Genomic DNA, 21,425 nt, shown 5'->3' on the forward strand with positions numbered 1-21,425 from the left:
CTCTTTCAGGTGTGCGTGAAGACGGCCCCCGCCAGCAGGCTGACGGGGGCCGCGAGGTGCAGGAGGCTAGCTGCCCGCCTTGACGGTGAAGCCCTGCTCGTTTCCGTAGTCGGCCGTGGCCTTCTGCCACGCCTCGAGACCGGAGTTGAGGTCGGACTTGCTCGAGTAGGCCTTGCCCACGGTGTCGTTGAAGATGCTGTTCGAGTACACCTGGAAGGGCAGGTACTGCCATCCCTTCACGACGTCCTTCGAGGACTGCACCAGAACCTGGTTGATCTTCTGTCCACCGAAGTAGGGGCTCTCGTAGTTGAGGAACTCATCGCTGTTGAGGTCGGCGACGGTCGACGGGAATCCGCCGGCCGCGATCGAGGTCTGGGTTCCTTCGCCCTCGTTCATGTACTGAAGGAATCCGGCCGCGGCCAGCTTGTTCTTGCTCTGCTTCATGATCGCGTCACCGCCGCCGCCGTTCTCGGCGCTGGCGGCCGCTCCGGGCTCCCACGTCGGCATGGGCGCGACGCGCCAGTCTCCGGCCGCGTCGGCGACGCCGGATTCCAGGTTGCCCGGCATCCAGGCACCGATGGTCAGCGTGGCGATGCTGCCGTCGGCGAGGCCCTTGTACCACTCGTCGCTCCACGACGAGATCGGCGAGACGAGGTCGCCCTCGACGAGCTGGCTCCACGTGTCGGCGAACTTCTTCGAGCCCTCGTCCTGGAGGTTGATCGAGACGTCGGTGGAGTTCTCGGTCTTGTACGGCTCGCCGCCCGCCTGCCAGATCATGCTGGTGGTGAAGCCGGCGTCACCTGTGTCGTTGGTGATGTACTTCGTGGGGTCCGCGGCGTGCAGCTGCTTCGCTGCGGCGACGTACTCGTCCCAGGTGGTGGGCACGGCGATGCCGTACTGGTCGAAGACGGCCTTATTGTAGAACAGCGCCATGGGGCCGGAGTCCTGCGGAAGGGCGTAGACGCCGCCGTCGAGGCTGACCGAGTTCCAGGTGCTGTCGGTGTACTCGTCGGCGAAGGAGTCGAAGCCGAAGTCCTTCAGGTCGACGAGCGAGTCGCTGAGCGCGAACTGCGGCAGGGCGTAGTACTCGATCTGGGCGACGTCGGGCGCGCCCGATCCGGCCTTGATCGCGTTCTGCAGCTTCACGTACTGGTCGTTGCCGGTACCGGCGTTCACGACGTTGACGGTGACCTTCGGGTGCTCCTTCTCGAAGTCCTTGGCGATCTGCTCGACGGCGGGAGCCCAGGCCCACACCGTGAGCGTGGTCTCGGTGTCGAGCGCCTTGGCGATGTCGTCTGCGTTGCCCGTCTCGGCGCCGCCGCCGGCGGAGGAGCAGGCGGAGAGGGCGAGCCCCAGGGCCAGAGCCCCGGTGAGTGCCGCCGCGCCTCTGCGGAGGCCCTTATTGCTGCGAATCTTCATGTGTATGCCTTTCACTTCCTTGTGGTGTTGAACTGGTGGTGCGATGGAGGATGGGTTCGGGTGGGGGGCGCCGGCCGATCAGGCCTTGACGCTTCCTGCGGAGAGGCCTGACTGCCAGTACTTCTGCAGGAACAGGAACGCGACGATGATCGGAACGATCGTGAGCAGCGAACCGGTGACGACCAGGTTGTAGATCGCGTCGCCGCCGACGGTCTGCGACTGCGCGTTCCACTGGTTCAGCCCCACCGTGAGGGGGTACCAGGTCGGCTCCGACAGCATGATCAGGGGCAGGAAGTAGTTGTTCCAGGTCGCGACGACGGTGAACAGCAGCACCGTGACGATGCCGGGCGTCAGCAGACGCAGCGAGATGGTGAAGAAGGTGCGCATCTCGCCGGCGCCGTCCATGCGCGCGGCCTCGAGCACCTCGGTCGGCACGGCGTCGAGCGCGTAGGTCCAGATCAGGTAGAGGCCGAACGGGCTGATCAGCGACGGCAGGATGATCGACCAGGGCGTGTTGGTCAGGCCCAGCTGGCTGAACATCAGGAAGGTGGGCACCGCGAGGGCCGTGCCCGGGATGGCGACCGCACCCAGCACGACGGCGAAGACGCCCTTCTTTCCGGGGAAGTTGAACTTGGCCAGGCCGTAGCCGCCGAGTGCCGCAAGAAGCGTCGCACCACCGGCGCCGACCACCACGTAGAGCAGCGTGTTGCCGAACCAGCGCACGAATTCGCCGTTGCCGTAGCTGAGCGTCTGCGCGATGTTGTCGAACAGCGAGAAGTCGCCGCTGAACCAGAGGCCGAACGAGCTGAGCAGCTCGGATTGGGTCTTCGTGGAGCTGACGAACAGCCAGAACAGCGGGAAGAGGGCGTAGACCACCATCACGGACATGACGATCGTGAGCAGGATCGAACGGCGCTGGTGCACGCCTCGGCCCCCGAGGGAGCGGGTGTGCCTCGTCGCTCGCGACGACGACCGGGCGCCGCGGGTCGGGGCCGTAGTGGACGGGACGGGAATTGTGGCCTGGGTCATCTCAGACCTCCTTTCGCGAGCCGCGATTTTGCACGATGAGGGCGATCACCGCGGTGGCGACGCCCATGACGATGGCGATCGTGGCCGCGTAGTTGTACTGCTGCCCTGAGAACGACAGGTTGTAGGCGTACATGTTCGGCGTGAACGACGTGACGATGGTGTTCTTCGCCAGGGGCTTCAGGATGTTCGGCTCATTGAACAGCTGGAAGCTGCCGATGATCGAGAAGATGGTGCCGATCACGATGGCGGGGCGCAGCGCCGGCAGTTTGATGCTGCGGATGACGCGGAAGTGGTTGGCCCCGTCGAGCTCGGCCGCCTCGTAGAGGTCGGTGGGGATGACGCGGAGGGCCGCGTAGAACAGCAGCATGTTGTAGCCAACGAACTCCCACGTGACGATGTTGCCGATCGAGGCCAGAACCCACGCGTTCGAGAGCGGGTCGGGCAGCGAGATGCCGAAGAAGTCGTTGATATTGGCGACGAGGCCGAAGCGCACGCCGTACATGAACCCCCACATGAGCGTCGCGACCACCGCCGGCACGGCGTAGGGCAGGAAGATGCCGATGCGGAAGAACGCCGGGAAGTGCAGACGGGCACTGTCGATTGCGAGAGCCGCGAACAGTGCGAGCAGGAGCATGATCGGAACCTGCACAACGAGGAAGATGGACACCCGCCCGAGCGACTCCCAGAACTTCTGGTCTCCCAGCACCTGGATGTAGTTGGCGAGTCCGACGAAGGAGTTGCCGCCGACGAGCTGGTCTTTGAAGAAGCTCAGATAGATCGAGTAGACCACCGGGGCGATCAGCACGAAGGCGAAGATCAGCATGAACGGGCCGATGAACTTCCAGCCGGTCCAGTCCCGCTTCGCCTTGTGCGGGGCGGCACGCCTGCCCAGGCGGGGCTCGACCGCAGCGGTCGGATCCTGTGACACCGTCGTCATTTCACATTCTCATTCTTCTAGAGAGAGTCTCTGCGTGAGAGACGTTGACATCCGCCGCGCGGATGTTTACGTAAACACGATGGGATGACGCTAGCATGTTTACGTAAACAATTGCCACGCGGATGAGCGATCCGATCGCGTGCAGACAATCGGAGAACAGTGAGCGCTCGAGAAGACGACGATGTCACCGACCAGCTTCCCCGCCCGCAACGAGGGCCTTCGATGGCCGATGTCGCCGCCGTCGCAGGCGTCTCGGCGCAGACGGTATCGAGAGTCGCGAACGGGCTGAACAACGTCGAGCCGTCGACGAAGGAGAGAGTCCTCGCGGCGATGAGCCAGATCGGCTATCGGCCGAACAGTGCCGCCCGCGCGCTCAAGACCGGCCGGTTCAATTCCATCGGCGTCATCATGTTCACGCTGTCGACGTTCGGCAACATGCGCACGCTCGACGCGATCGCGACAGCGGCGACGCAGGCCGGGTACTCCATCACACTGATCCCGATCGCCCTGCCGACACAGGGTCAGCTGCTCGGAGCGTTCACCCGGCTGAGCGAGCAAGCCGTCGACGGCGTGGTCGTGATCGCCGAGTCGCACATCCTCGACCGGGCCGACATCTCACTGCCCACGGGCATGCCGGTCGTGATCGTGGACTCCGATGCCGACGACACCTACGCCGTCGTCGACACCGACCAGACGGCCGGGGCGCGTGACGCGACCCGACTGCTCCTCGACCTCGGTCATCGCACGGTGTGGCACGTGTCCGGGCCGGAGGCGTCGTACTCGGCCGCCCGGCGCAGGGATTCGTGGCTGCGCACCCTCACTGAGGCCGACATCGAGGCACCGCCCGTTCTCGTCGGGGACTGGTCAACCAACTCGGGCTACCAGCACGGACTCGCCCTGGTGAAGAACCGCGACGTCACGGCCGTGTTCGCCGCCAACGACCAGATGGCGCTCGGACTCATGCGCGCGTTCCACGAGAACGACCTCGCCGTTCCCGAGCACATCAGCGTCGTGGGATTCGACGACATGGAGGAGTCGAGCTCGTTCTGGCCGCCGTTGACCACCGTGCACCAGGACTTCAGCGCCGTGGGCCGACTGTGCATCGAGCAACTCCTCGCCCAGATAGACGGCTCGAGGCCGTCGGGCGGAGCGACGATCGTTCCGACCGTGCTCATCGAACGGCAGAGCACGGCGCCTCCCCGTTCGGTCTGACGCCGGCTACAGGGGCGGGGTCACCGTGTGGTTGATCTCCCAGCCGGAGTCCCACTCCTCGTCTGAGAAGAACGTGCCCATCTCTTCGGTTCCGTAGGGGATGGCCTTCGAGTTGAGCGAGCGTCGAGGTCGCGCGGTCGGCGGCGGCGTGATGTCGTCGTCGTTCGTGTCACCCATCCGGCTCACCTCCTGTCGCTCGTTCTTCGGCGTAAGGCTACGTCGTCGATCTCCGAAACAACAGGTCTAGGCAGCACGGGTCTCGCGAGAGACAATGCGCTCACACGTGTCCGCGGGGGTTCCACGAGGGCGGCACGCCCGGCTCCTCCGTGTAGACGAGGCCCTGTCCACTATTCGACGACGCTGCCAGCAGGTCGATCCATTCCCTGTTGACCGGGCCGAGTTTCGAGTCGTGGAAGCGGAAGTAGAGGGGAAGCGCGGGCGTGAGCCAGATGCTGGAGCGGCCGCTTCCCACGGCGACATCCTCTTTCCACGAGAAGAAGAAGCTCTCCCCGCGACGAAGCTTCGCTCCGATGACGAGCTGCAGGTGCAGGAGCGCACGATCGGCGATGTCGATCTCGAGTTCGGACCGTGCGTAAATCAGTTTTCCCATTGCTCTTCTCTTGGTGCGCGCGCCTCCATATAGCGAGACCGCATAACTGTAGGGAAGATCGCGGATCGGCATTCTGGGACTTGACAAAGGCGACCCCGATTCGAATTTTTCGAATCTTTGGCGTGTCGCGAACACACGCCTATGCTCGTGACTATCGAACATATATTCGAACGATCGGAGCATGATGAGCATCTCGTACACGGCCGAAGCGGTCACCCTCTGGGTCGACGACGACGTGCCCTCCCGCATGGTGTGGAACGGGCGGCGCTGGCGCGTCAGCGATATGCCCACCCCTCTCGAAGACCTCGCCTGGTCGCGCGTCACGCACCCCCCGATCGTTCGCGGCTGGCGGTTCCAGGCCACCAACGAGCTCGGTGTGAGCTTCGTGTTCGACGTGGTCTGGTCGGTCTCCGATCGCGAGTGGTCGCTCGTGCGCGTCTACGACTGAGACGGTGTCGTCGGCGCGCTCGCAGCACCTAAGACCTGACAGGGCACCCCTCGTTAGGGCATGCTAGAAGAGCTTTCGACACGAAAGGTGCCGCATGCTCCCGTTTCTCATCGTCGGCGCGGTCGGCCTTCTTCTGCTGCTCTCGAGCATCATCGTCGGCGATCTGCTCGACCTCATCGGGGCGGGCGACGGCCTCGTCTCCGGCATCGCGATCGGCGCCGCACTGTCGATCTTCGGCGTCGCCGGCATCATCACCGTCTCGAACGACCTGCCCACCTGGCTCACCTACGTCATCGCCGTGGCGCTCGCCCTCGTCGCCCTCGTGGCCATCCAGCTCTTCGTCAGTCACATCGCGAAACAAGAGAGCGGCGGCCACTACTCGCCCGTCGGTCTCGTCGGCGTCACCACCGTGACCACCGGCCCTGCCGGCGGAGAGGTGAACCTCGACGACGTGCGCGAGCTCGAACGGCGACTCGCCTTCAGCGACGCGACCCTCGCGGCGCAGACGCGCATCCGGGTCGTCGAAGAAGACGGCTACCGCGTCAAGGTCGAGGCGATCGTCGAAGACGCACCCGCCTCCTAGAGCCACAGTCCCCTACAGAGAGGAAGCCCAGTACATGGACTTCATCAGCAGCAACACGTCCATCGTCTCGGTGGTCGTCGTCATCGTCATCATCGTGGCGTTGCTCGGCTTCATCGCCAGCCGCATCCGCCGCGTTCCGCCGAACCAGGCGCTCATCGTCGTCGGCCGCGGCGCCGCGAAGGACGCGGCATCCGGCATCACGTCGCCGCAGAAGGTCATCATCGGCGGCCGCACGTTCATCTGGCCGATCTTCCAGGAGGGCTTCAAGCTCTCGCTCGAGCAGTACCAGACCTCGGTCGACGTCACTGCGATCGACAGCAACTTCATCCGCACCTCGGTGAAGGCCACGGTCAACTTCAAGGTCACCGGCAGCGAAGACGGCGTTCGCCGCGCCGCCCAGCGCTACCTGCTGCAGCAGGCGAAGCTTCCCGAGATCGTGCAGCAGTCGCTCGAGGGTTCGCTGCGTGGACTCATCGGCGGCCGGGCCGTCGACGAGCTGGTCAAGAACTTCGCGCAGCTCGCGCAGGATGCCGTGACCGAGACCAAGGGCGAGCTCGCCGAGCTGGGCCTGCAGATCGAGACCCTGAACATCCGCGAGATCGAGACCCCCGGCTCGACGTACCTCGCCGACCGTGGTCGCGCAGAGGCCGCCCAGGCCCGCCAGATCGCCGAGGTGCGCGAGGCCGAGACCGTGCGCGCCGCAGCCCTGTCGCGCATCGAGAACGAGCAGCTCACGGCAGAGCGCCAGCGCGAGCTCGACATCCGAGTCGCCTCGATCAAGGCAGACACTGAGCGAGCCAATGCCGAGGCGGATGCCGCCGGTGAACTCGCGCGCGCCGAGCAGGCCACCTTCGTGGCCGGCAAGGAGCGGGAGGCCGTGGTCGAGCAGGCCAAGGTCGCCGAGCAGCGACTCAACATCGAGGTGCGCCAGCCCGCCGAGGCGGCCGCCTACGCTGCGGTGCAGAAGGCCCAGGCCGATCGCGACACCGAGAAGGCCGCCGTCGATGTCGAGGTCTACCGTCGTCAGCAGACGGCAGAGGCCGCCCGCACCGCAGCCGTCAACGAGGCCGAGTCGATCACCGCCCTCGGTAACGCCAACGCCGCCGCCACGCGGGCACGAGGTGAGGCCGAGGCCGCTGCGGTCAAGGCTCTCGCCGAGGCGCAGAACCTGCTCAGCCGCGAGGCCCTCGCCTCGCGCGCCATCGATGCACTGCCCGAGGTCGCGCGTCGCATGGCCGAGCCGCTGTCGAACGTCGACAACATCTCGATCATCTCGACCGACGGGGCGAGCGCGCTCACGAAGTCCGTCGCGCAGAACATGACCGAGCTGCCCGAGGTCATCAAGCAGGCCACGGGCCTCGACCTCAGCGCACTGCTCGCAGGGCTCGGCGGCGGCATGGTCGCCAAGTCGACACAGGGCGCGGGCAGCACAGGCGCGCGCACCACGGCGGCGCCAGCCACCGCGGCCGACACGGAATCGCCCGTCATCTAGCACCTTCCAGCTAGCACCCTCCATCGAGCGCGGGTGTTCGCGTCGAACGCGGTGGTTCAGCCACCGCGCACGGCGTGGGCACCCGCGCTCGACGCGTGAAGCCCCCGACGGCATCGCAGTGTCCGCCGCTACCGATACCGTGAACCCATGAGCACCACGCACCGCACCGCCGAGGGCACCACGAACGTCTCGGCGGCCATCCAGTTCGCCTCGATGGGAATCGTGTGGGGTGCCAGCTTCCTCTTTATGAAGGTGGCCCTCGAGGGCACCTCGTTCGGCCAGGTCGCCTGGAGCCGCCTGGTGCTCGGTGGCCTCGCCCTCGGCGTGGTGATGCTCATCACCCGCAGCGCACTCCCCCGCTCGCCGAAGGTGTGGGCGCACTTCGTCGTCGTGGCCGTCTCCGGGTCGGTTCTGCCCTATCTGCTCTTCGCCTGGGCCGAGCAGTACGTCTCGAGCGGGCTCGCGAGCATCTACAACGCCGTCACCCCGATCACCACCGCCCTTATGGCCACTCTGGTGTTCCGCGTCGAGAAACTGTCGCGCGCGCAGATCCTCGGCGTCGCCGTGGGAATCGTCGGAGTCATCGTGATCATCGGCCCCTGGCGCTTCGTGCCCTCGGCCGCCGCGGCCGGCTCGCCCGTGACCGAGCTCGCTGGCCAGCTCGCGTGCCTGGGGTCTGCCGTCTGCTACGGATTCACCTTCAGCTATCTGCGCCGTTTCATCACCGGTCGGGGCGTCAGCGGCGTCACGACGGCCTTTATGCAGATCGGCCTCGGTGGTGCCATCATGCTGCTGCTCACGCCCGTCGTCGCGATCGGCGCCGTGCAGCTCACGCCCGCGATCGTCGCCAGCCTGCTCGTCCTCGGCATCGTGGGCACCGGCTTCGCCTACCTCTGGAACATCAACGTGCTGCTCACCTGGGGCCCGACCGTGACCTCCACCGTCACCTACCTGACGCCGATCGTGGGAGTCGCCCTGGGCATCCTGGTTCTCGGCGAGACCCTCTCGTGGAACGAGCCGCTGGGCGCCGTGCTCGTGTTCCTCGGCATCCTGCTGGCGCAGCGCAGACTCCGCTGGCCCCGCCGATCACCCGTCGGTGCCTAGCCACCACGCAGGGCAACAGGCAGCTCAGAGGCGGTCGCGCTCCTCGCGCATGCGCGGCACGAGGGGGATCGCGGCCACCGGAAACAGGGCGACCACCACGAAGGCGACCGGATAGCCCACGAGCCCGATCAACGCTCCGACGGCGGGTCCCACGATGGAGGCGGCCACGTACTGTCCGGTGTTCTGCACGCCGAGGGCGCGACCGCTCCAGGCCGGCCCCGCGGTCTCGGCCACCGAGGTGAAGGCCAGCCCGTTGTCTGCGACGACCACGACCGTGGCGATCACGAAGACGACGGCGGCGGCACCCCACGCCGCGGCATCGGAGAGGGCGAGCAGCAGCATCACGGCGCCGGCCGACATCGCGACCCAGCGCAGCGGGCGCACGCGGCTGCCGAGCCTGTCGCTCCAGACCCCCACGAGGATCCGCCCGATCGCGCCCACGAACTGCGCGGCTCCCACGAGAACTCCGGCGGCGAGCGGCGTCCAGCCGAGCTCGGTGACCAGCCACACCAGCCCGAACGTCGACACGGTGAACTGCGGCACGACGAGCAGAACCGACACCACGTGGATGCGCCACAGGAACGCGCTTCCCCGATAGGGATTGGCGGGCCGCGCCGCAGAGACGGCTGGCGCACCGGGCGCCGCGGGCGCGTCGCTTTCCCCGAGCGAACCGGATGCCGCGGGCGCGTCCGCCGCTCGAACCTCCGCCGCGGGCGCATTACGGATGCCGAGCCCACAGGCCACGGCGAACACGCCGGCGATCACGCCGGGAACGAGCAGGGCGAGCGGCACTCCCCCGGCCTCGGCCGCGACGGGCACAGACACCGCCGCGATCGTGACCCCGAGCGGCACGGCCATCTGCCGGATGCCCATGGCCAGCCCCCGACGCGAGCTCGGGAACCAGCGCACCACGAGCGAGCCGCTCGCCGAGTTCGTGCTGGCGGAGGCCATGCCTCCGAGAAGCAGGAAGACACCGATCGCGACGTATCCGTCGGCCGTCATCGCGAGGAACGCCGCCGCTGAGGTGAGCGCGAGACCGACGGCGATCACCCCGCGCTCGCCGATGCGATCGACGAGGGCACCCCAGGCGAACAAGGTCAGCACCATGCCGACCGTGGGTGTCGCCGCGAGCAGCCCCGCCTCGGCCAGGGTGAGTCCGCGCTGCGTGTGCAGCAGCAGGATGAGGAACGCGGGCGTGTTGATGAAGACGGTTCCCGCGGACTGCGCCCCCAGCCCGAGGCCGAGGTTGATCCAGGCGCGGGCGGGGATGCGCGCTGTCGCGCGGGCAGAAGCTGTCGCCGTGGAGGTCATGGGGCCGTTCCTTCGTTCACGACCTCCGAGCTGAGGCCGCATTGGTATACCATTACGGTATACCAATTGCTGAACGCCGCAACCGCGCTGCAGAATGAGGCAAGGAGCACGGACACCCATGGCCGACGACGTCGAGCGCTCATCCCAGACGACGCAGTTGTACGAACGGCTGCGCACCGCGATCCTGACCCTCGAGCTGCTGCCCGGCCAGAGCCTGGCCGAACGCGGCCTCGAGTCGCGATTCCAGGCATCCAGAACCCCCGTGCGCGCCGCGCTCGTTCGTCTCGAGGCCGAGGGTCTCGTGCGCCGCGACGGCCGCAGCTACGCGGTGGCGCCGATCGACCTCGACGAGATCGCGCAGCTCGCCGAATACCGCGAGGCGATCGAGACCGCTGCGGCGCGACTGGCCGTGCGGAGGGCATCCGACGAGCAGCTCGATGAGCTGGCAGACGAGCTGAACGACGCCGCAGACGCGAGCGCCGCCGGTGACAGTGTGCAGGCCGGAGGTGACTTCCACGCCCGGCTCGCGGAGCTCGCCGGCAATCCGTTCTTCGGAACGGCGGTCGCCACCTCCCTACGCCGCCTCGAGAGAACCCGCTGGCTCGAGGCCCGCTCGCCCGAGGCCCGCAGCCACGCGCGCGACGAGCACCGGCGCATCCTGCAGGCCATGCGCGAGCGCGATGCCGAGCTCGCCACGACATTGATCGCCGAGCACATCCGCGGAACCCACGAGCGCCTGCAAGACGCCGTCGCCACGAACGACTGGCGCCGGGCGCAGCTGCTGCCGCAGTGAGCCCCGACGCCTATGCTGGCCCGATGGTCACCGAACACCGCTTCACTGGTCGCATAGCCGGCTTCGGCACGGCGTCGGGCACTCGAATCGTCGTGGGCGTCTGGGCCGAGTCGCCGCTCGGCGCCTTCACCGACGTGATGCTGCAAGACGCCGACGGACACCGCACGCTGCTCGCTCCGAGCGACGAGATCGCCGAATTCGTGTCGTCGACGTACTCGTTCGACGAGGTGAGGGTGGTTCCGGTGACCACCCGGCGCGTCGACGGCGGCCTGGCCGTGACCGCCGGTGACCTGTCGGTGCGGATGCGCGTGGGCGGCCTCTCGACGCTCGGCCGGCTGCTGCGCGTGGTGCCGTCGCTGGTCGCGACGCATCCGGCGTGGCTCCGGGTGATCGATCCCGTCGCGAGCCGCCTCGTGGCGGGAGTGCACACGGCCGGCACGGCGGGCAACGGGAGGCAGGAGTTCTACGGGGTGACGCTCATCCGGGATCTCGACGACGTCGTGGCGACCCGTTCGGGTGAGAGCCTCGGCGCGATGACTCCGCTCGATCCGCCGGTGACCTTCGGATTCGGATCGGCCCCGCCCGCCCCCTCGATCGTCGACGTCGTGACGACCATCCGGGAGTAGCTGGTCGAGTAGGCCGCCACTTCGACAGGCGCAGGGAACGAGCGACCCGCGCAGGCCGAGGTCACGCGCGCCAGCGGTACTCCACCTCGGGGCGGCCCGGCGTTCCGTAGCGCGGCGCCCTGTCGGCGCGACCCGAGTCGGCCAGGTACTCCAGATAGCGGCGGGCGGTCACCCGCGACGCACGGATCTCCTCGGCCAGCTCCCGCGCCGACACTCCCCCGCTCGACTCGAGCAGCAGGGTCGACACCGCACTGAGGGTCTCCGGGCTGAGCCCCTTTCCGAGGCCGGGATCGTTCGACGTGCGCAGCGCAGCGAACGCGCCGTCGACATCCCTCTGGCTCGCCACGGTCGGCGACTGCGCGAACAGGCTGCGGAAGTCCCGATAGCTCGTGAGCTTGTCGGTAAAGACCCCGAAAGTGAACGGTTTGATGAGGTACTGCACAATGCCCGCCGCGATCGACGCCCGCACCACCTCGGCACTGCGCACCGCCGTGATCGCGATCACGTCGACGTCGACTCCGCCCGCGCGGATGCGCCGGCACAGCTCCAGCCCGTCGATGTCGGGCAGGTTCATGTCGAGCAGAATCAGGTCGATGCGCTCGGCCGCCTCACCCAACGACGCCTTGAGCAGCCGCACCGCCTCGGCACCGGTGTGCGCGATCCCGCCGACCTCGAAGCCGTCGAGCCTGCCCACGTAGAGTGCGTGCGCCTCGGCCGTCAGCACCTCGTCCTCGACGATCAGCACCCGGATCATGTCGCCCCTGACGATGGCCGCATCCCCATCGGACGGGCCTTCACGACTCGACCCGCGCGGGCATCGGCAGTGTCACGGTGAACACGGCGCCCACGTGCTCGCTCAGCTCGATGACCCCGCCGAGCCTGGCGACCGTCTGCCGAACGAGAGCCAGCCCGAGGCCCCGGCCGAAGGCATCCGATTCTTTGGTCGAGAACCCGCGCCCGAACACCCGCTCGCGCGCCTCGTAGTCGATGCCCGGACCCGAGTCCGAGACCTGCACCACGAGGTCGTCCTCGCCGTCGCCCAGGCCGAGGTAGACCTCGACCCACGGCTCGGTGCCGGGGGCGGTTCCGGATGCGGCCGCGTCGAGGGCGTTGTCGACGAGATTGCCGAGGATCGTCACGACGTCGGCCGGCTCGAAACCCTGCGTTCCGGGCTCGAGGTGCGTCTCGAGGTTGAGCGCCACCCCACGCTCGCGCGCCTGCGCCGCCTTGCCGAGCATCAGGGCGGCGATCACGGGTTCGTCGATCGAGACCAGCACGCGGTCGGCGAGCCGCTGGCTGAGGTTGAGCTCGTCGGCGGCGAAGCGCAGCGCCTCGTCGGAGCGGCCCAACTCGAGCAGCGACGCGATGGTGTGAAGGCGATTGGCGAACTCGTGGGTCTGCGAGCGCAGCGCATCGCTCATGGTGCGCATCGACTCGAGCTCGCCGGTGACCCGCAGCAGTTCGGTGCGGTCGCGCAGGGTGGTGACGGTTCCGAGAGACCGGATGCGGCCCGAGCCGCCCTGGGTCTCGGGCGGCAGGGCCGGCTGATGGTTCACGACGAGCACGTGGTCGCGCGTCACGAAGACCTCGTCGCGCGCCTCGCCCTCGCTCAGCAGCAGGGACTTGAGCGACGCCGGGATGTCGAGCTCGTCGACCGGCCGCTCGGGGCCGCCCGGCGTGAGGCCGAGAAGATCGGCCGCGTGGTCGTTGTAGAGCACGAGCACCCCGCGGGCGTCGACGAGCACCAGGCCCTCGCGCACGGAGTGCAGCACCGACTCGTAGTAGGCGAACACCTGGCCGAGCTCCTCTGCTCCGCGGCCCGCCGTGACCCGGCGCAGGTAGCGGCTGAACAGCCACGACACGAGCGCGCCCACCGCGATCATCGCCGCTCCGGCGCCGAGCAGCAGGTGCACCCGGGGCCAGAATTCGGCGTCGACCTGGGTCAGCGTGATGCCGGCCGAGACGAGGGCCACGACACTTCCGTCGGACCCGATGATCGGCGCGACCGCCCGCACCGACGGCCCGAGGGTGCCGGTGTACGTCTCGGTGAAGCTCTCGCCCGCGAGCGCGGGGGCGATCGTGCCCAGGAACTTCTTGCCGATCTGCTCGGGGTCGCGGTGCGTGTAGCGCGTGCGATCCGGTGCCATCACGGTGATGAAGTCGACGTCGGTGTCGTCCATCAGGGTCACGGCGTAGGGCTGCAGCACGGCGGAGGAATCCGACTGCTGCACGGCATCGATCACGAACGGGTTGTGGGCGACGGCCTGGGCGGTGACCATGCTGCGCGTCGACGCGTCCTCGGTGGCCCGGCCACGGGCATCCAGAGCCAGCAGCGCGACGGCGAGGCCGACGGCCACGATCACGAACACGGCCTGCACGGCGAACAGCCGAGCGGCGATGCTGACCCGTCGTCGTCGACCGTTCATCTGCAGCTCCTTCGCGCTCCGTCGCGCCCCTGCCGCCCTACGCTACGCGTCGCCGGACCCTTCCGTCGACCGGATCGCGAACAGTATGAACACAACCGCCTCCAGCGTCGTGGTCGCGCGCAGGATGACCTCAGTAGTTCAGGCAGAGTCGCCACGGTGTTGTGGCGGCCCCTCACGAAGGCAGGCATTCCATGAGCAGCACATCGGTATCGGGCCGCAAGACCCGCAAGAAGCTCGACAAGAACCACTATCTCTACATCGCGGTGATCATCGCCGTGGTGGCCGGCGTCATCGTCGGGCTCGTCGTGCCCGAGTTCGCCAAGACTCTGGCCCCGATCGGCACCGCGTTCGTCGGCCTGATCAAGATGATGATCGCGCCGATCATCTTCTGCACGATCGTGATCGGCGTCGGCTCCATCGCGAAGGCCGCGACCGTGGGCAAGGTCGGCGGCCTGGCGCTCGGCTACTTCATCGTGATGTCGACGTTCGCCCTGGCGATCGGCCTCGTGGTGGGCAACCTGCTGCATCCGGGTGAGGGCCTCGACATCTCGGCTGCGAGCTACGACACGAGCAACATCGTCGCCGAGTCGACGGAGGACTTCTTCCTCGGCATCATCCCCGTGTCGCTCTTCTCCTCGCTCGTCGACGGCAGCATCCTGCAGACCCTGTTCGTGGCGCTGCTCGTGGGCTTCGCGCTGCAGAAGATGGGCGACAAGGGCGCGCCCATCCTCGGAGCGATCAAGTCGCTGCAGGCGCTGGTCTTCCGCATCCTGTCGATGGTTCTGTGGGTCGCCCCGCTCGGCGCGTTCGGCGCCATCGCGGGCGTCGTGGGCTCGACCGGCTGGGGCGCCGTCGTTGCGCTCGCCACTCTGATGATCGGCTTCTACGTGACCTGCGCGATCTTCGTGATCGTGGTGCTCGGCACCCTGCTCAAGCTCGTCACGGGCGTGAACATCTTCTCGCTGATGAAGTATCTGGCCCGCGAGTACCTGCTCATCGTCGGTACCTCGTCGTCGGAGGCCGCGCTCCCCCGCCTCATCGCGAAGATGGAGCACCTGGGCGTCTCGAAGCCGGTCGTGGGCATCACCGTTCCCACCGGCTACTCGTTCAACCTCGACGGCACGGCCATCTATCTGACGATGGCGTCGCTGTTCATCGCGAGCGCCATGGGAACCCCGATGACGATCGGCGAGCAGATCGGCCTGCTGCTGTTCATGATGATCGCCTCGAAGGGGGCCGCCGGAGTCACCGGCGCCGGGCTCGCGACGCTCGCCGGCGGACTGCAGTCGTTCCGTCCCGACCTTGTCGATGGCGTGGGCGTGATCGTGGGAATCGACCGCTTTATGTCGGAGGCCCGCGCCGTGACGAACTTCACCGGCAACGCCGTGGCGACGCTGCTCGTCGGAACGTGGACCGGCGAGGTCGACAAGGGCCAGGTGCGCAACGTTCTGGGCGGCAACGACCCGTTCCAGGAGTCAAGCATGAACCCGGATGCGCACGCGTCGGACGCCCCGGCCGAGGCCACGGCGGCGGCGGACGCCGACCCGGCGGTTCCGTCGACCGCCTCGCTGCACGCCCTCACGGGAGTCGAGCCCACGAAGGCGGCGCCGCGCCGCTGAGCCCGGATGCGCCCGGAGCGGGTGTTCGCGCGAGGCGCGGTGGTTTCGCCACCGCGGTGCGCGAACACCCGCGTTCGCGCGCGTCAGACGACGGTGGTCGTGACGACCACTCCCGACTCGGATGCCACGGTGGCGGCGCCGCCGGAGCGTGTCACCGTGAAGGTCGCGGCGCGGCCATCCGGAGCAGTCACCGTGACCGACGTCTCGCCGTCCGGCCCGGGGTACACCCGCAGCTCGAGGCCGTCGAGGTAGTCGTAGTCGGGTCGATCGGTTCGCGCGCCGACCGGGAGCACGGCCCCCTCGCGCACATACAGCGGCAGCGACAGGAAGCCGTGCTGCTCGGTGCGCCAGCCGCCGCCGGCCACGACCTCTCCCGTGAAGTAGTTCGTCCAGCGCCCGGCCGGCAGGTAGAACTCGACCTCGCCCGACTCGGAGAAGACCGGCGCCACCAGCAGGTCACGCCCGAGCATGTACTGGGTGTCGAGGTGTGCGGCACCCCTGTCATCGGGGAACTCGAGCGCCATCGGGCGCAGGATCGGCGTTCCCCGCCGCGTGGCCTCGAGCCCGGCGGCATAGAGGTACGGCATCAGCTGGAGCTTGAGGTTTGTGAAGAAACGGGTGACGTTCGTTGCGCTGTCTTCTGCTTCGGCCTGCCCCGAGCCTGTCGACGGGTCGAATGCCCACGGCACGCGGTGCGAGTTCGAGCCGTGGAAGCGACTGTGGCTCGACAGCAGGCCGAAGGCGGTCCAGCGCTTGAAGACCCCCGCGTCGGGGGTGCCCTCGAAGCCTCCGATGTCGTGGCTCCAGAAGCCGAAGCCGCTGAACGCCAGCGACAGCCCGCCGCGCAGCGTCTCGGCCATCGACTCGTAGGTCGACGTGGAGTCCCCGCCCCAGTGCACGGGAAGGCTCTGCCCGCCGACGGTCGCCGACCGCGCGAACAGCACGGCGTCGCCGACGCCGCGCTCCTCTTCGAGTACCTCGAACACGGCCTTGTTGTAGAGCTGCGCGTAGTAGTTGTGCATACGCTCCGGGCTCGAGCCGTCGAAGTAGTCGACCTCCAACGGGATGCGCTCGCCGAAGTCGGTCTTGAAGGCATCAACTCCTTGGCGTTGCAGCACGCGCAGCTTCTCTTTGAACCAGTCCGTCGCGCCGGGGTTGGTGAAGTCGACGAGCCCCATGCCCGCCTGCCACAGGTCCCACTGCCAGACCGAGCCATCGGGGCGCTTCACGAGGAAGCCCGCCTCCTTCGCCTCGGCGAACAGGGGGGAGCGCTGCGCGATGTACGGGTTGATCCACACGCAGATGTGCAGGTCCTTATCGTGAATGCGCGACAGCATGCCCTCAGGATCGGGGAACACTCTCGGGTCCCACTCGAAGTCGCACCAGTTGAACTCGCGCATCCAGAAGCAGTCGAAGTGGAAGACGCTCACGGGCAGTTCGCGCGCGGCCATCTCGTCGATGAACGACGAGACCGTCTCCTCGTCGTACGAGGTGGTGAACGATGTAGAGAGCCAGAGGCCGAACGACCACGCGGGCACGTGGGCCGGGCGGCCGGTCAGGGCGGTGTACCGCTCGAGGATCTCGGCGGGCGTCTCGCCGTGGATGACGAAGTACTCGAGGCCCTCGCCTGCGACCGAGAACTGCACGCGCTCGACCGACTCGGAGCCGATCTCGAAGGAGACGTGGCCGGGGTTGTTCACGAGTACGCCGTAGCCGCGGTTCGTGAGATAGAACGGCACGTTCTTATAAGCCTGCTCGCTCGAGGTGCCGCCGTCTGCGTTCCACACGTCGACCGTCTGCCCGTTCTTCACGAGCGGACCGAAGCGCTCGCCGAGCCCGTAGACCAGTTCGCCCACGCCCAGCGACAGCTGCTGAACCGTGTAGTTCGGGGCGAAGGCGCGGGCCGTGCCGCCACGCGCATTGCCGACCGGGGCGCCGTCGAGCTGCGCATCCGGTCGCACCTGCATGTGCGCGGTCGACTTCGGACCCGCTGTCGTGAGTACCCGCCCACCCGCGGAGAAGCTGAGCCCGTAGGGCGCGCCCTTCTGCACCGTGACACTCAGGTCACCCGAGGTGAGCACGCCCCGCTCGTCGGAGACCTCGACGACGCCGTGCCCGTCTTGCGCCCCGAGCAGGTCGAAGCCCAGCTCGTCGCGACCTCCGGAGAAGTGCGAGACCTTCACCCCGATGATGTTCGGCAGCGGCGACGACAGCGCCACGGTGAGCACGGGACGGTTCAGCACGTCGCCCCGCTTCTCGATGACCATCGTCGGCGCGGTCACGACGATGCCGTTCTCGCCCTCCGGCCAGATGTCATACGCCTCCTGCGCGTAGAGGGGGGTGACGCCGGGGCGCAGCTGCCAGAAACCGTCGGTGAACTTCATATATGCCCCTTAATGTGCACTGCGTGTTGTTACTTGGTCGAACCGGCGGTGATTCCGCGGGTCAACGTTCGTTGGAAGATGAGGAAGAAGATGAGGGTGGGAATGAGACCGAGCAGGGCCGACGCACTCGTGGTCGTTACATCCATCAGCCTGTCGCCCTGCAGGGCCGTGATCGCGACCGGAACCGTCTGGTTCGCGTTCGACACCAGGAAGGTGAGAGGGATGAGGAACTCGTTCCAAGTCCAGATGAAGAAGAAGATAAGCAGCACCGAGAGCGTCGGACGGCTGATGGGCACGACGACGCGTCGGAGGATCTGCCAGCGATTGGCGCCGTCGAGCGAGGCCGCCTCGATGATCTCCTTCGGGAACGTTCCGAAGACCGCCGACAGCAGATAGGTGCCGAACGCGCTCTGCACGACGGTGAAGATGATGATGACGCTCCACACGTTGTCGTAGAGGCCGACCTGCTTGAACATGAAGTACAGCGGGTAGAGCATCGCCTCCTGCGGCAGGGTGTTGGCGACCATAAAGAGCACCAGAACCCAGACACGGCCCTTCACCCGGCCGATACCGATGGCGTAGGCATTGAAGACCGAGACGATCACGGCGAAGACGGCCACGGTTCCGCTGATGAAGAAGCTGTTCCAGAGCTTCTCGGGAAAGTTGACCCTCTGCCAGAAGCTCGCGATTCCATCGAGGTAGATGTTGGTCGGAAGGCTGAGCGGCCCGCCGTTGGCGTAGTCCGAGGGCGACTTGAACGAGTTCACCAGAATGATGAGGAACGGCACCGCGACCAGCACGGCGACCACGATCACGGCGATCAGCAGAATCCAGTCGCCGAGCGTGCGGCGCGGCTTCTGCTTGTGCGGCTTGAGCTTCTTCTCGGGCTGCGGGGCCGAGGCCCTGGGTGCGCTGCGCGGAGTCAGTGTGGCGGTCATCAGCGTTCGTTCTCCAAACGTTCTGCGCGGTTCTGGGCGAGGATGAAGATGATCGTGATCGCGACGACGACGACGGTCAACGCGGTGGCGATCGTCGCTCCGTAGCCCACCTGCTGGCTCTGGAAGAACTCGCTGTACGAGTAGTAGCTGGGCACGATCGTGGAGTTGCCCGGGCCGCCGCGGGTGAGGGCGTAGATCGGGCCGAACACCTTGAGGGCCGCGATCGTCGCGGTGAGCACCACCACGTAGATCTCGGGGCGGATGATGCTGACGGTGATCGACGTGAAGCGCTGGAACCAGTTGGCACCGTCGAGCTCGGCGGCCTCGTAGAGTTCCGGGTCGACGCGCTGGAGCGCGGCCATGAAGATCACGACCGGGTAGCCGATCTGCACCCAGACCATCACGACCATCACGCTGGCCAGGGCCGTATCGGGACTGCCCAGCCAGTTGTGCTGCAGGGATCCCAAGCCGACAGCATCCAGAACCGTGTTGAGCGCCCCGTTCTCGGGCCGCAGGATCCAGCCGATCACGATCGCGGCGATGGCCACGGGCAGAATCTGGGGCAGGTAGTAGGTAGCGCGGAGGAAGCTCGCGAGCCTGCCGCCGAACTTCTTGCCGACGAGGTCGAAGAGGAGGGCGGCAAGCACCAGTCCCGCGAGGGTCGGCACGACGACCATGGCGACGATCATGGCGACGCTGTTCTGGAACGACACCCAGAACTTGTCGTCGCCCATGAGTTTGACCCAGTTGTCGAGACCGATGAATTCGGGCGGGCGGATGCCGCGGTACGACGTGAAGCTGAGGTAGATGTTCCAGATGAGGGGAACGAGGATGATGATCGTGAACAGCACGAGGCCGGGGATCAGGTAGAGCCAGAAGCCTCGTTTTCGCACTCCGGGGAGCAGGCTCATCTCCGGTGCTCGGCGACTCCGTGCGATGACGGGGGCGGGTGGCAGCGTTGCCATGGGGTGTCCCTTTCGTGCGGTCTGAGGGAGTGAAGTGGGGGGCCTTCGACGGGCTCGGGGAACGGATTCGTTGCCTGAGCCCGTCGAAGGGCGAGGGGACGAGAGGACTACTCGCCCGTGATGTCCGCCACGCCGGATTCGTACTCGTCGCCGAGCGTGGTGTTCATCTCCTCCGGGGTGGTCGAACCGTTGAGCAGCTCCTGCGTCGCCGCCACGATCTGGTCGTAGAACGTCGACGTGGGCCAGTCGGGGTAGAACGCCAGCCCGTCGCGCTCCGTGAGCGTGTTGAAGTTGGCGATCAGCTCCTGGCTCTTCGGGTCGGTGATGTCTTCGGTGTTCGCCGCGACGGGCACGCCACCGTTGTTGCCGATGAGGGCCTGGATCTCAGGACGCATGGTGATGTCGATGAACTTGTACGCCAGGTCCTTGTTGGCGGCGTTCTCGGGAACCACCCACAGGTTTCCACTGGAGCCGGGAGCCATCTCCGATCCGGGGAAGAGGAACGTTCCCCAGTCGAAGCCGGTGGCCTCGTTGATGACGCGTCCGTACCACCACGAGCCCGACACCATCATCGGATACTGGCCCGACATGAACGAGACGCCCATGTCCTCGGCCTTGATGCCCGTGACATCCTTCGAGATGTAGCCCTTGTCGACGTACTCGGCGAGCTTCTCGCTGGCGTAGCTGAGCTCAGGACCCTGCCAGTCGACCGGGTTCTTGTAGAGCTGGTAGTCGTCGACGAAGTCTCGGTCGCCCTTGGACAGGGCGAGCTGATACCAGAGTTGTCCGATGGGGTACTCGGCGCCCGCCTCGGCGAGCGGCGTCACGCCGTTGTCGACGAACGTCTGCAGGGCGGCCTCGAACTCGTCGTAGGTCGTGGGCACGGCGATGCCGTACTTCGCGAACATGTCCTTGTTGTAGTACACCTCGACGAACTCGCCGTAGTTCGGGATCCCGTACCAGGAGCCCGAGCCCATGACGCCCTTGTCGTCGTAGCGCGCGGTCGTCTGCAGTGACGGGGCGAGCTTGTCGGCCCACCCGTACTCCTCGACGGCATCATCGATCGGGGTGAGCAGTCCCTGGCTGGCCAGCAGACCCGCCGTAGCGTTTCCCTTGTTGTATTCGAGAATGTCAGGGGCCTCGTTCGAATTGAGCACCTGGCTGGCCGTCGAGCGGATCTGTTCGAAGCTCTTCGCCTCGAACTCCACCTTCGCGCCGGTCTCTTTCTCGAACGTCTTGATGGCCTCGTCCCATGCGATGCCCATCGCGCTGTCCTCGCCCTCGAAGTGCCAGAGCTTCAGCGTGTTGGCGTCCTCTTCGGACGCTCCGGCCGAGCAGCCCGAGAGCAGGGCTCCCGCGGCGATCACGGTCGTGAGCATGGTGAGTGTGCGTTTCATTTTCATGTGTCTACCTCCTTGTAGGGATGAGTTGCCGGCCGGGCCGGCGATGGTGCTGTGGGTTTCGAGTGGCGTATCGACAATCATCGAAGCGCTTCGACAATGCGCGCGGAACTCCTTTCGGGTCGAGTG

The 21,425-nt window shown here is 67.0% G+C and carries 20 protein-coding genes; 8 read left to right on the plus strand and 12 right to left on the minus strand.

Going from position 1 to position 21,425, the window contains the following annotated elements; all coding sequences use genetic code 11:
* Positions 1 to 66 precede the first annotated feature (66 nt).
* The 3 genes from ASF06_RS08000 to ASF06_RS08010 all read right to left on the minus strand — a co-directional run bounded on the left by ASF06_RS08000 (position 67) and on the right by ASF06_RS08010 (position 3,385).
* A complete protein-coding gene (locus tag ASF06_RS08000; RefSeq protein WP_157412025.1) occupies positions 67 to 1,419 on the minus strand; it encodes an ABC transporter substrate-binding protein in 1,353 nt (450 codons plus the stop codon).
* 78 nt (positions 1,420 to 1,497) lie between these two features.
* On the minus strand, positions 1,498 to 2,448 hold the full coding sequence (locus tag ASF06_RS08005; protein ID WP_055945394.1) for a carbohydrate ABC transporter permease: 951 nt from the start codon (positions 2,446 to 2,448) through the stop codon (positions 1,498 to 1,500).
* A 1-nt stretch (position 2,449) separates the two neighbouring features.
* On the minus strand, positions 2,450 to 3,385 hold the full coding sequence (locus ASF06_RS08010) for a carbohydrate ABC transporter permease (protein ID WP_055926534.1): 936 nt from the start codon (positions 3,383 to 3,385) through the stop codon (positions 2,450 to 2,452).
* 159 nt (positions 3,386 to 3,544) lie between these two features.
* Here ASF06_RS08010 and ASF06_RS08015 point away from each other — a divergent pair, with 159 nt between their 5' ends.
* Positions 3,545 to 4,597 carry a LacI family DNA-binding transcriptional regulator gene (locus tag ASF06_RS08015; RefSeq protein WP_055945396.1) on the plus strand — a complete coding sequence of 351 codons (1,053 nt, stop codon included), beginning with the start codon at positions 3,545 to 3,547 and terminating at the stop codon, positions 4,595 to 4,597.
* A 6-nt stretch (positions 4,598 to 4,603) separates the two neighbouring features.
* Here ASF06_RS08015 and ASF06_RS19465 read toward each other — a convergent pair whose 3' ends face one another.
* On the minus strand, positions 4,604 to 4,774 hold the full coding sequence (locus tag ASF06_RS19465; protein WP_157439116.1) for a hypothetical protein: 171 nt from the start codon (positions 4,772 to 4,774) through the stop codon (positions 4,604 to 4,606).
* 100 nt (positions 4,775 to 4,874) lie between these two features.
* On the minus strand, positions 4,875 to 5,207 hold the full coding sequence (locus tag ASF06_RS08020; RefSeq protein WP_055945398.1) for a DUF7882 family protein: 333 nt from the start codon (positions 5,205 to 5,207) through the stop codon (positions 4,875 to 4,877).
* Positions 5,208 to 5,388: 181 nt separating this feature from the next.
* Here ASF06_RS08020 and ASF06_RS08025 point away from each other — a divergent pair, with 181 nt between their 5' ends.
* The 4 genes from ASF06_RS08025 (at position 5,389) to ASF06_RS08040 (ending at position 8,834) form a co-directional block, all read left to right on the plus strand.
* Entirely contained in the window at positions 5,389 to 5,655 is a 267-nt protein-coding gene (locus ASF06_RS08025; RefSeq protein WP_055926529.1) for a hypothetical protein, read from the plus strand.
* Between the two features lie 94 nt (positions 5,656 to 5,749).
* Complete coding sequence (locus ASF06_RS08030; RefSeq protein ID WP_055926527.1) at positions 5,750 to 6,238, plus strand: hypothetical protein; 489 nt, start codon at positions 5,750 to 5,752, stop codon at positions 6,236 to 6,238.
* Between the two features lie 34 nt (positions 6,239 to 6,272).
* Positions 6,273 to 7,730: an SPFH domain-containing protein gene (locus ASF06_RS08035; RefSeq protein WP_055945400.1), complete on the plus strand. Its 1,458-nt coding sequence runs from the start codon at positions 6,273 to 6,275 to the stop codon at positions 7,728 to 7,730.
* 147 nt (positions 7,731 to 7,877) lie between these two features.
* Positions 7,878 to 8,834, plus strand: a complete 957-nt coding sequence (locus ASF06_RS08040; RefSeq protein ID WP_055945403.1) for a DMT family transporter — start codon at positions 7,878 to 7,880, stop codon at positions 8,832 to 8,834.
* 24 nt (positions 8,835 to 8,858) lie between these two features.
* Here ASF06_RS08040 and ASF06_RS08045 read toward each other — a convergent pair whose 3' ends face one another.
* Complete coding sequence (locus ASF06_RS08045; protein WP_055945406.1) at positions 8,859 to 10,145, minus strand: MFS transporter; 1,287 nt, start codon at positions 10,143 to 10,145, stop codon at positions 8,859 to 8,861.
* Positions 10,146 to 10,263: 118 nt separating this feature from the next.
* Here ASF06_RS08045 and ASF06_RS08050 point away from each other — a divergent pair, with 118 nt between their 5' ends.
* Both ASF06_RS08050 and ASF06_RS08055 read left to right on the plus strand, forming a co-directional pair.
* Positions 10,264 to 10,938, plus strand: coding sequence for a GntR family transcriptional regulator (locus ASF06_RS08050; protein WP_235500941.1), 675 nt, complete (start codon positions 10,264 to 10,266; stop codon positions 10,936 to 10,938).
* 23 nt (positions 10,939 to 10,961) lie between these two features.
* Entirely contained in the window at positions 10,962 to 11,564 is a 603-nt protein-coding gene (locus tag ASF06_RS08055; protein WP_055946322.1) for a hypothetical protein, read from the plus strand.
* Between the two features lie 61 nt (positions 11,565 to 11,625).
* On the opposite strand, the gene ASF06_RS08060 is transcribed toward ASF06_RS08055, so the two are convergent.
* Together ASF06_RS08060 and ASF06_RS08065 are read right to left on the minus strand one after the other, a co-directional pair.
* Entirely contained in the window at positions 11,626 to 12,318 is a 693-nt protein-coding gene (locus tag ASF06_RS08060; protein ID WP_055945408.1) for a response regulator, read from the minus strand.
* A 40-nt stretch (positions 12,319 to 12,358) separates the two neighbouring features.
* Positions 12,359 to 13,990, minus strand: a complete 1,632-nt coding sequence (locus ASF06_RS08065; RefSeq protein ID WP_055945410.1) for a sensor histidine kinase — start codon at positions 13,988 to 13,990, stop codon at positions 12,359 to 12,361.
* A gap of 191 nt (positions 13,991 to 14,181) precedes the next feature.
* On the opposite strand from ASF06_RS08065, the gene ASF06_RS08070 reads away from it, so the two are divergent.
* A complete protein-coding gene (locus tag ASF06_RS08070; RefSeq protein WP_055945413.1) occupies positions 14,182 to 15,609 on the plus strand; it encodes a cation:dicarboxylate symporter family transporter in 1,428 nt (475 codons plus the stop codon).
* Between the two features lie 83 nt (positions 15,610 to 15,692).
* On the opposite strand, the gene yicI is transcribed toward ASF06_RS08070, so the two are convergent.
* The 4 genes from yicI to ASF06_RS08090 form a co-directional block, all read right to left on the minus strand.
* Complete coding sequence (yicI, locus tag ASF06_RS08075; protein ID WP_055945415.1) at positions 15,693 to 17,993, minus strand: alpha-xylosidase; 2,301 nt, start codon at positions 17,991 to 17,993, stop codon at positions 15,693 to 15,695.
* Positions 17,994 to 18,022: 29 nt separating this feature from the next.
* On the minus strand, positions 18,023 to 18,931 hold the full coding sequence (locus ASF06_RS08080) for a carbohydrate ABC transporter permease (protein ID WP_082500781.1): 909 nt from the start codon (positions 18,929 to 18,931) through the stop codon (positions 18,023 to 18,025).
* Positions 18,931 to 19,896 carry a carbohydrate ABC transporter permease gene (locus ASF06_RS08085; protein ID WP_055945417.1) on the minus strand — a complete coding sequence of 322 codons (966 nt, stop codon included), beginning with the start codon at positions 19,894 to 19,896 and terminating at the stop codon, positions 18,931 to 18,933. Before ASF06_RS08085 ends, ASF06_RS08080 begins: the two co-directional genes overlap by 1 nt.
* Positions 19,897 to 20,003: 107 nt before the next feature.
* Positions 20,004 to 21,299 (minus strand): ABC transporter substrate-binding protein, encoded by a 1,296-nt coding sequence (locus ASF06_RS08090; RefSeq protein WP_442853929.1) that lies wholly within the window; start codon positions 21,297 to 21,299, stop codon positions 20,004 to 20,006.
* Positions 21,300 to 21,425: the final 126 nt, after the last annotated feature.

Source organism: Agreia sp. Leaf244 (genome assembly GCF_001422695.1).
GTDB lineage: Bacteria > Actinomycetota > Actinomycetes > Actinomycetales > Microbacteriaceae > Agreia.

Bases quoted from the DNA above. Each gene is read 5' to 3' on its own strand.
- ASF06_RS08025 (WP_055926529.1), top strand. From the start codon at position 5,389: ATGATGAGCATCTCGTACACGGCCGAAGCGGTCACCCTCTGGGTCGAC.
- ASF06_RS08065 (WP_055945410.1), bottom strand. From the start codon at position 13,990: ATGAACGGTCGACGACGACGGGTCAGCATCGCCGCTCGGCTGTTCGCC.
- ASF06_RS08055 (WP_055946322.1), top strand. From the start codon at position 10,962: ATGGTCACCGAACACCGCTTCACTGGTCGCATAGCCGGCTTCGGCACG.
- ASF06_RS08005 (WP_055945394.1), bottom strand. From the start codon at position 2,448: ATGACCCAGGCCACAATTCCCGTCCCGTCCACTACGGCCCCGACCCGC.
- ASF06_RS19465 (WP_157439116.1), bottom strand. From the start codon at position 4,774: ATGGGTGACACGAACGACGACGACATCACGCCGCCGCCGACCGCGCGA.
- ASF06_RS08000 (WP_157412025.1), bottom strand. From the start codon at position 1,419: ATGAAGATTCGCAGCAATAAGGGCCTCCGCAGAGGCGCGGCGGCACTC.
- ASF06_RS08045 (WP_055945406.1), bottom strand. From the start codon at position 10,145: ATGACCTCCACGGCGACAGCTTCTGCCCGCGCGACAGCGCGCATCCCC.
- ASF06_RS08090 (WP_442853929.1), bottom strand. From the start codon at position 21,299: ATGAAAATGAAACGCACACTCACCATGCTCACGACCGTGATCGCCGCG.
- yicI (WP_055945415.1), bottom strand. From the start codon at position 17,993: ATGAAGTTCACCGACGGTTTCTGGCAGCTGCGCCCCGGCGTCACCCCC.
- ASF06_RS08030 (WP_055926527.1), top strand. From the start codon at position 5,750: ATGCTCCCGTTTCTCATCGTCGGCGCGGTCGGCCTTCTTCTGCTGCTC.
- ASF06_RS08010 (WP_055926534.1), bottom strand. From the start codon at position 3,385: ATGACGACGGTGTCACAGGATCCGACCGCTGCGGTCGAGCCCCGCCTG.
- ASF06_RS08040 (WP_055945403.1), top strand. From the start codon at position 7,878: ATGAGCACCACGCACCGCACCGCCGAGGGCACCACGAACGTCTCGGCG.
- ASF06_RS08070 (WP_055945413.1), top strand. From the start codon at position 14,182: ATGAGCAGCACATCGGTATCGGGCCGCAAGACCCGCAAGAAGCTCGAC.
- ASF06_RS08080 (WP_082500781.1), bottom strand. From the start codon at position 18,931: ATGACCGCCACACTGACTCCGCGCAGCGCACCCAGGGCCTCGGCCCCG.
- ASF06_RS08085 (WP_055945417.1), bottom strand. From the start codon at position 19,896: ATGGCAACGCTGCCACCCGCCCCCGTCATCGCACGGAGTCGCCGAGCA.
- ASF06_RS08060 (WP_055945408.1), bottom strand. From the start codon at position 12,318: ATGATCCGGGTGCTGATCGTCGAGGACGAGGTGCTGACGGCCGAGGCG.
- ASF06_RS08035 (WP_055945400.1), top strand. From the start codon at position 6,273: ATGGACTTCATCAGCAGCAACACGTCCATCGTCTCGGTGGTCGTCGTC.
- ASF06_RS08050 (WP_235500941.1), top strand. From the start codon at position 10,264: ATGGCCGACGACGTCGAGCGCTCATCCCAGACGACGCAGTTGTACGAA.
- ASF06_RS08020 (WP_055945398.1), bottom strand. From the start codon at position 5,207: ATGGGAAAACTGATTTACGCACGGTCCGAACTCGAGATCGACATCGCC.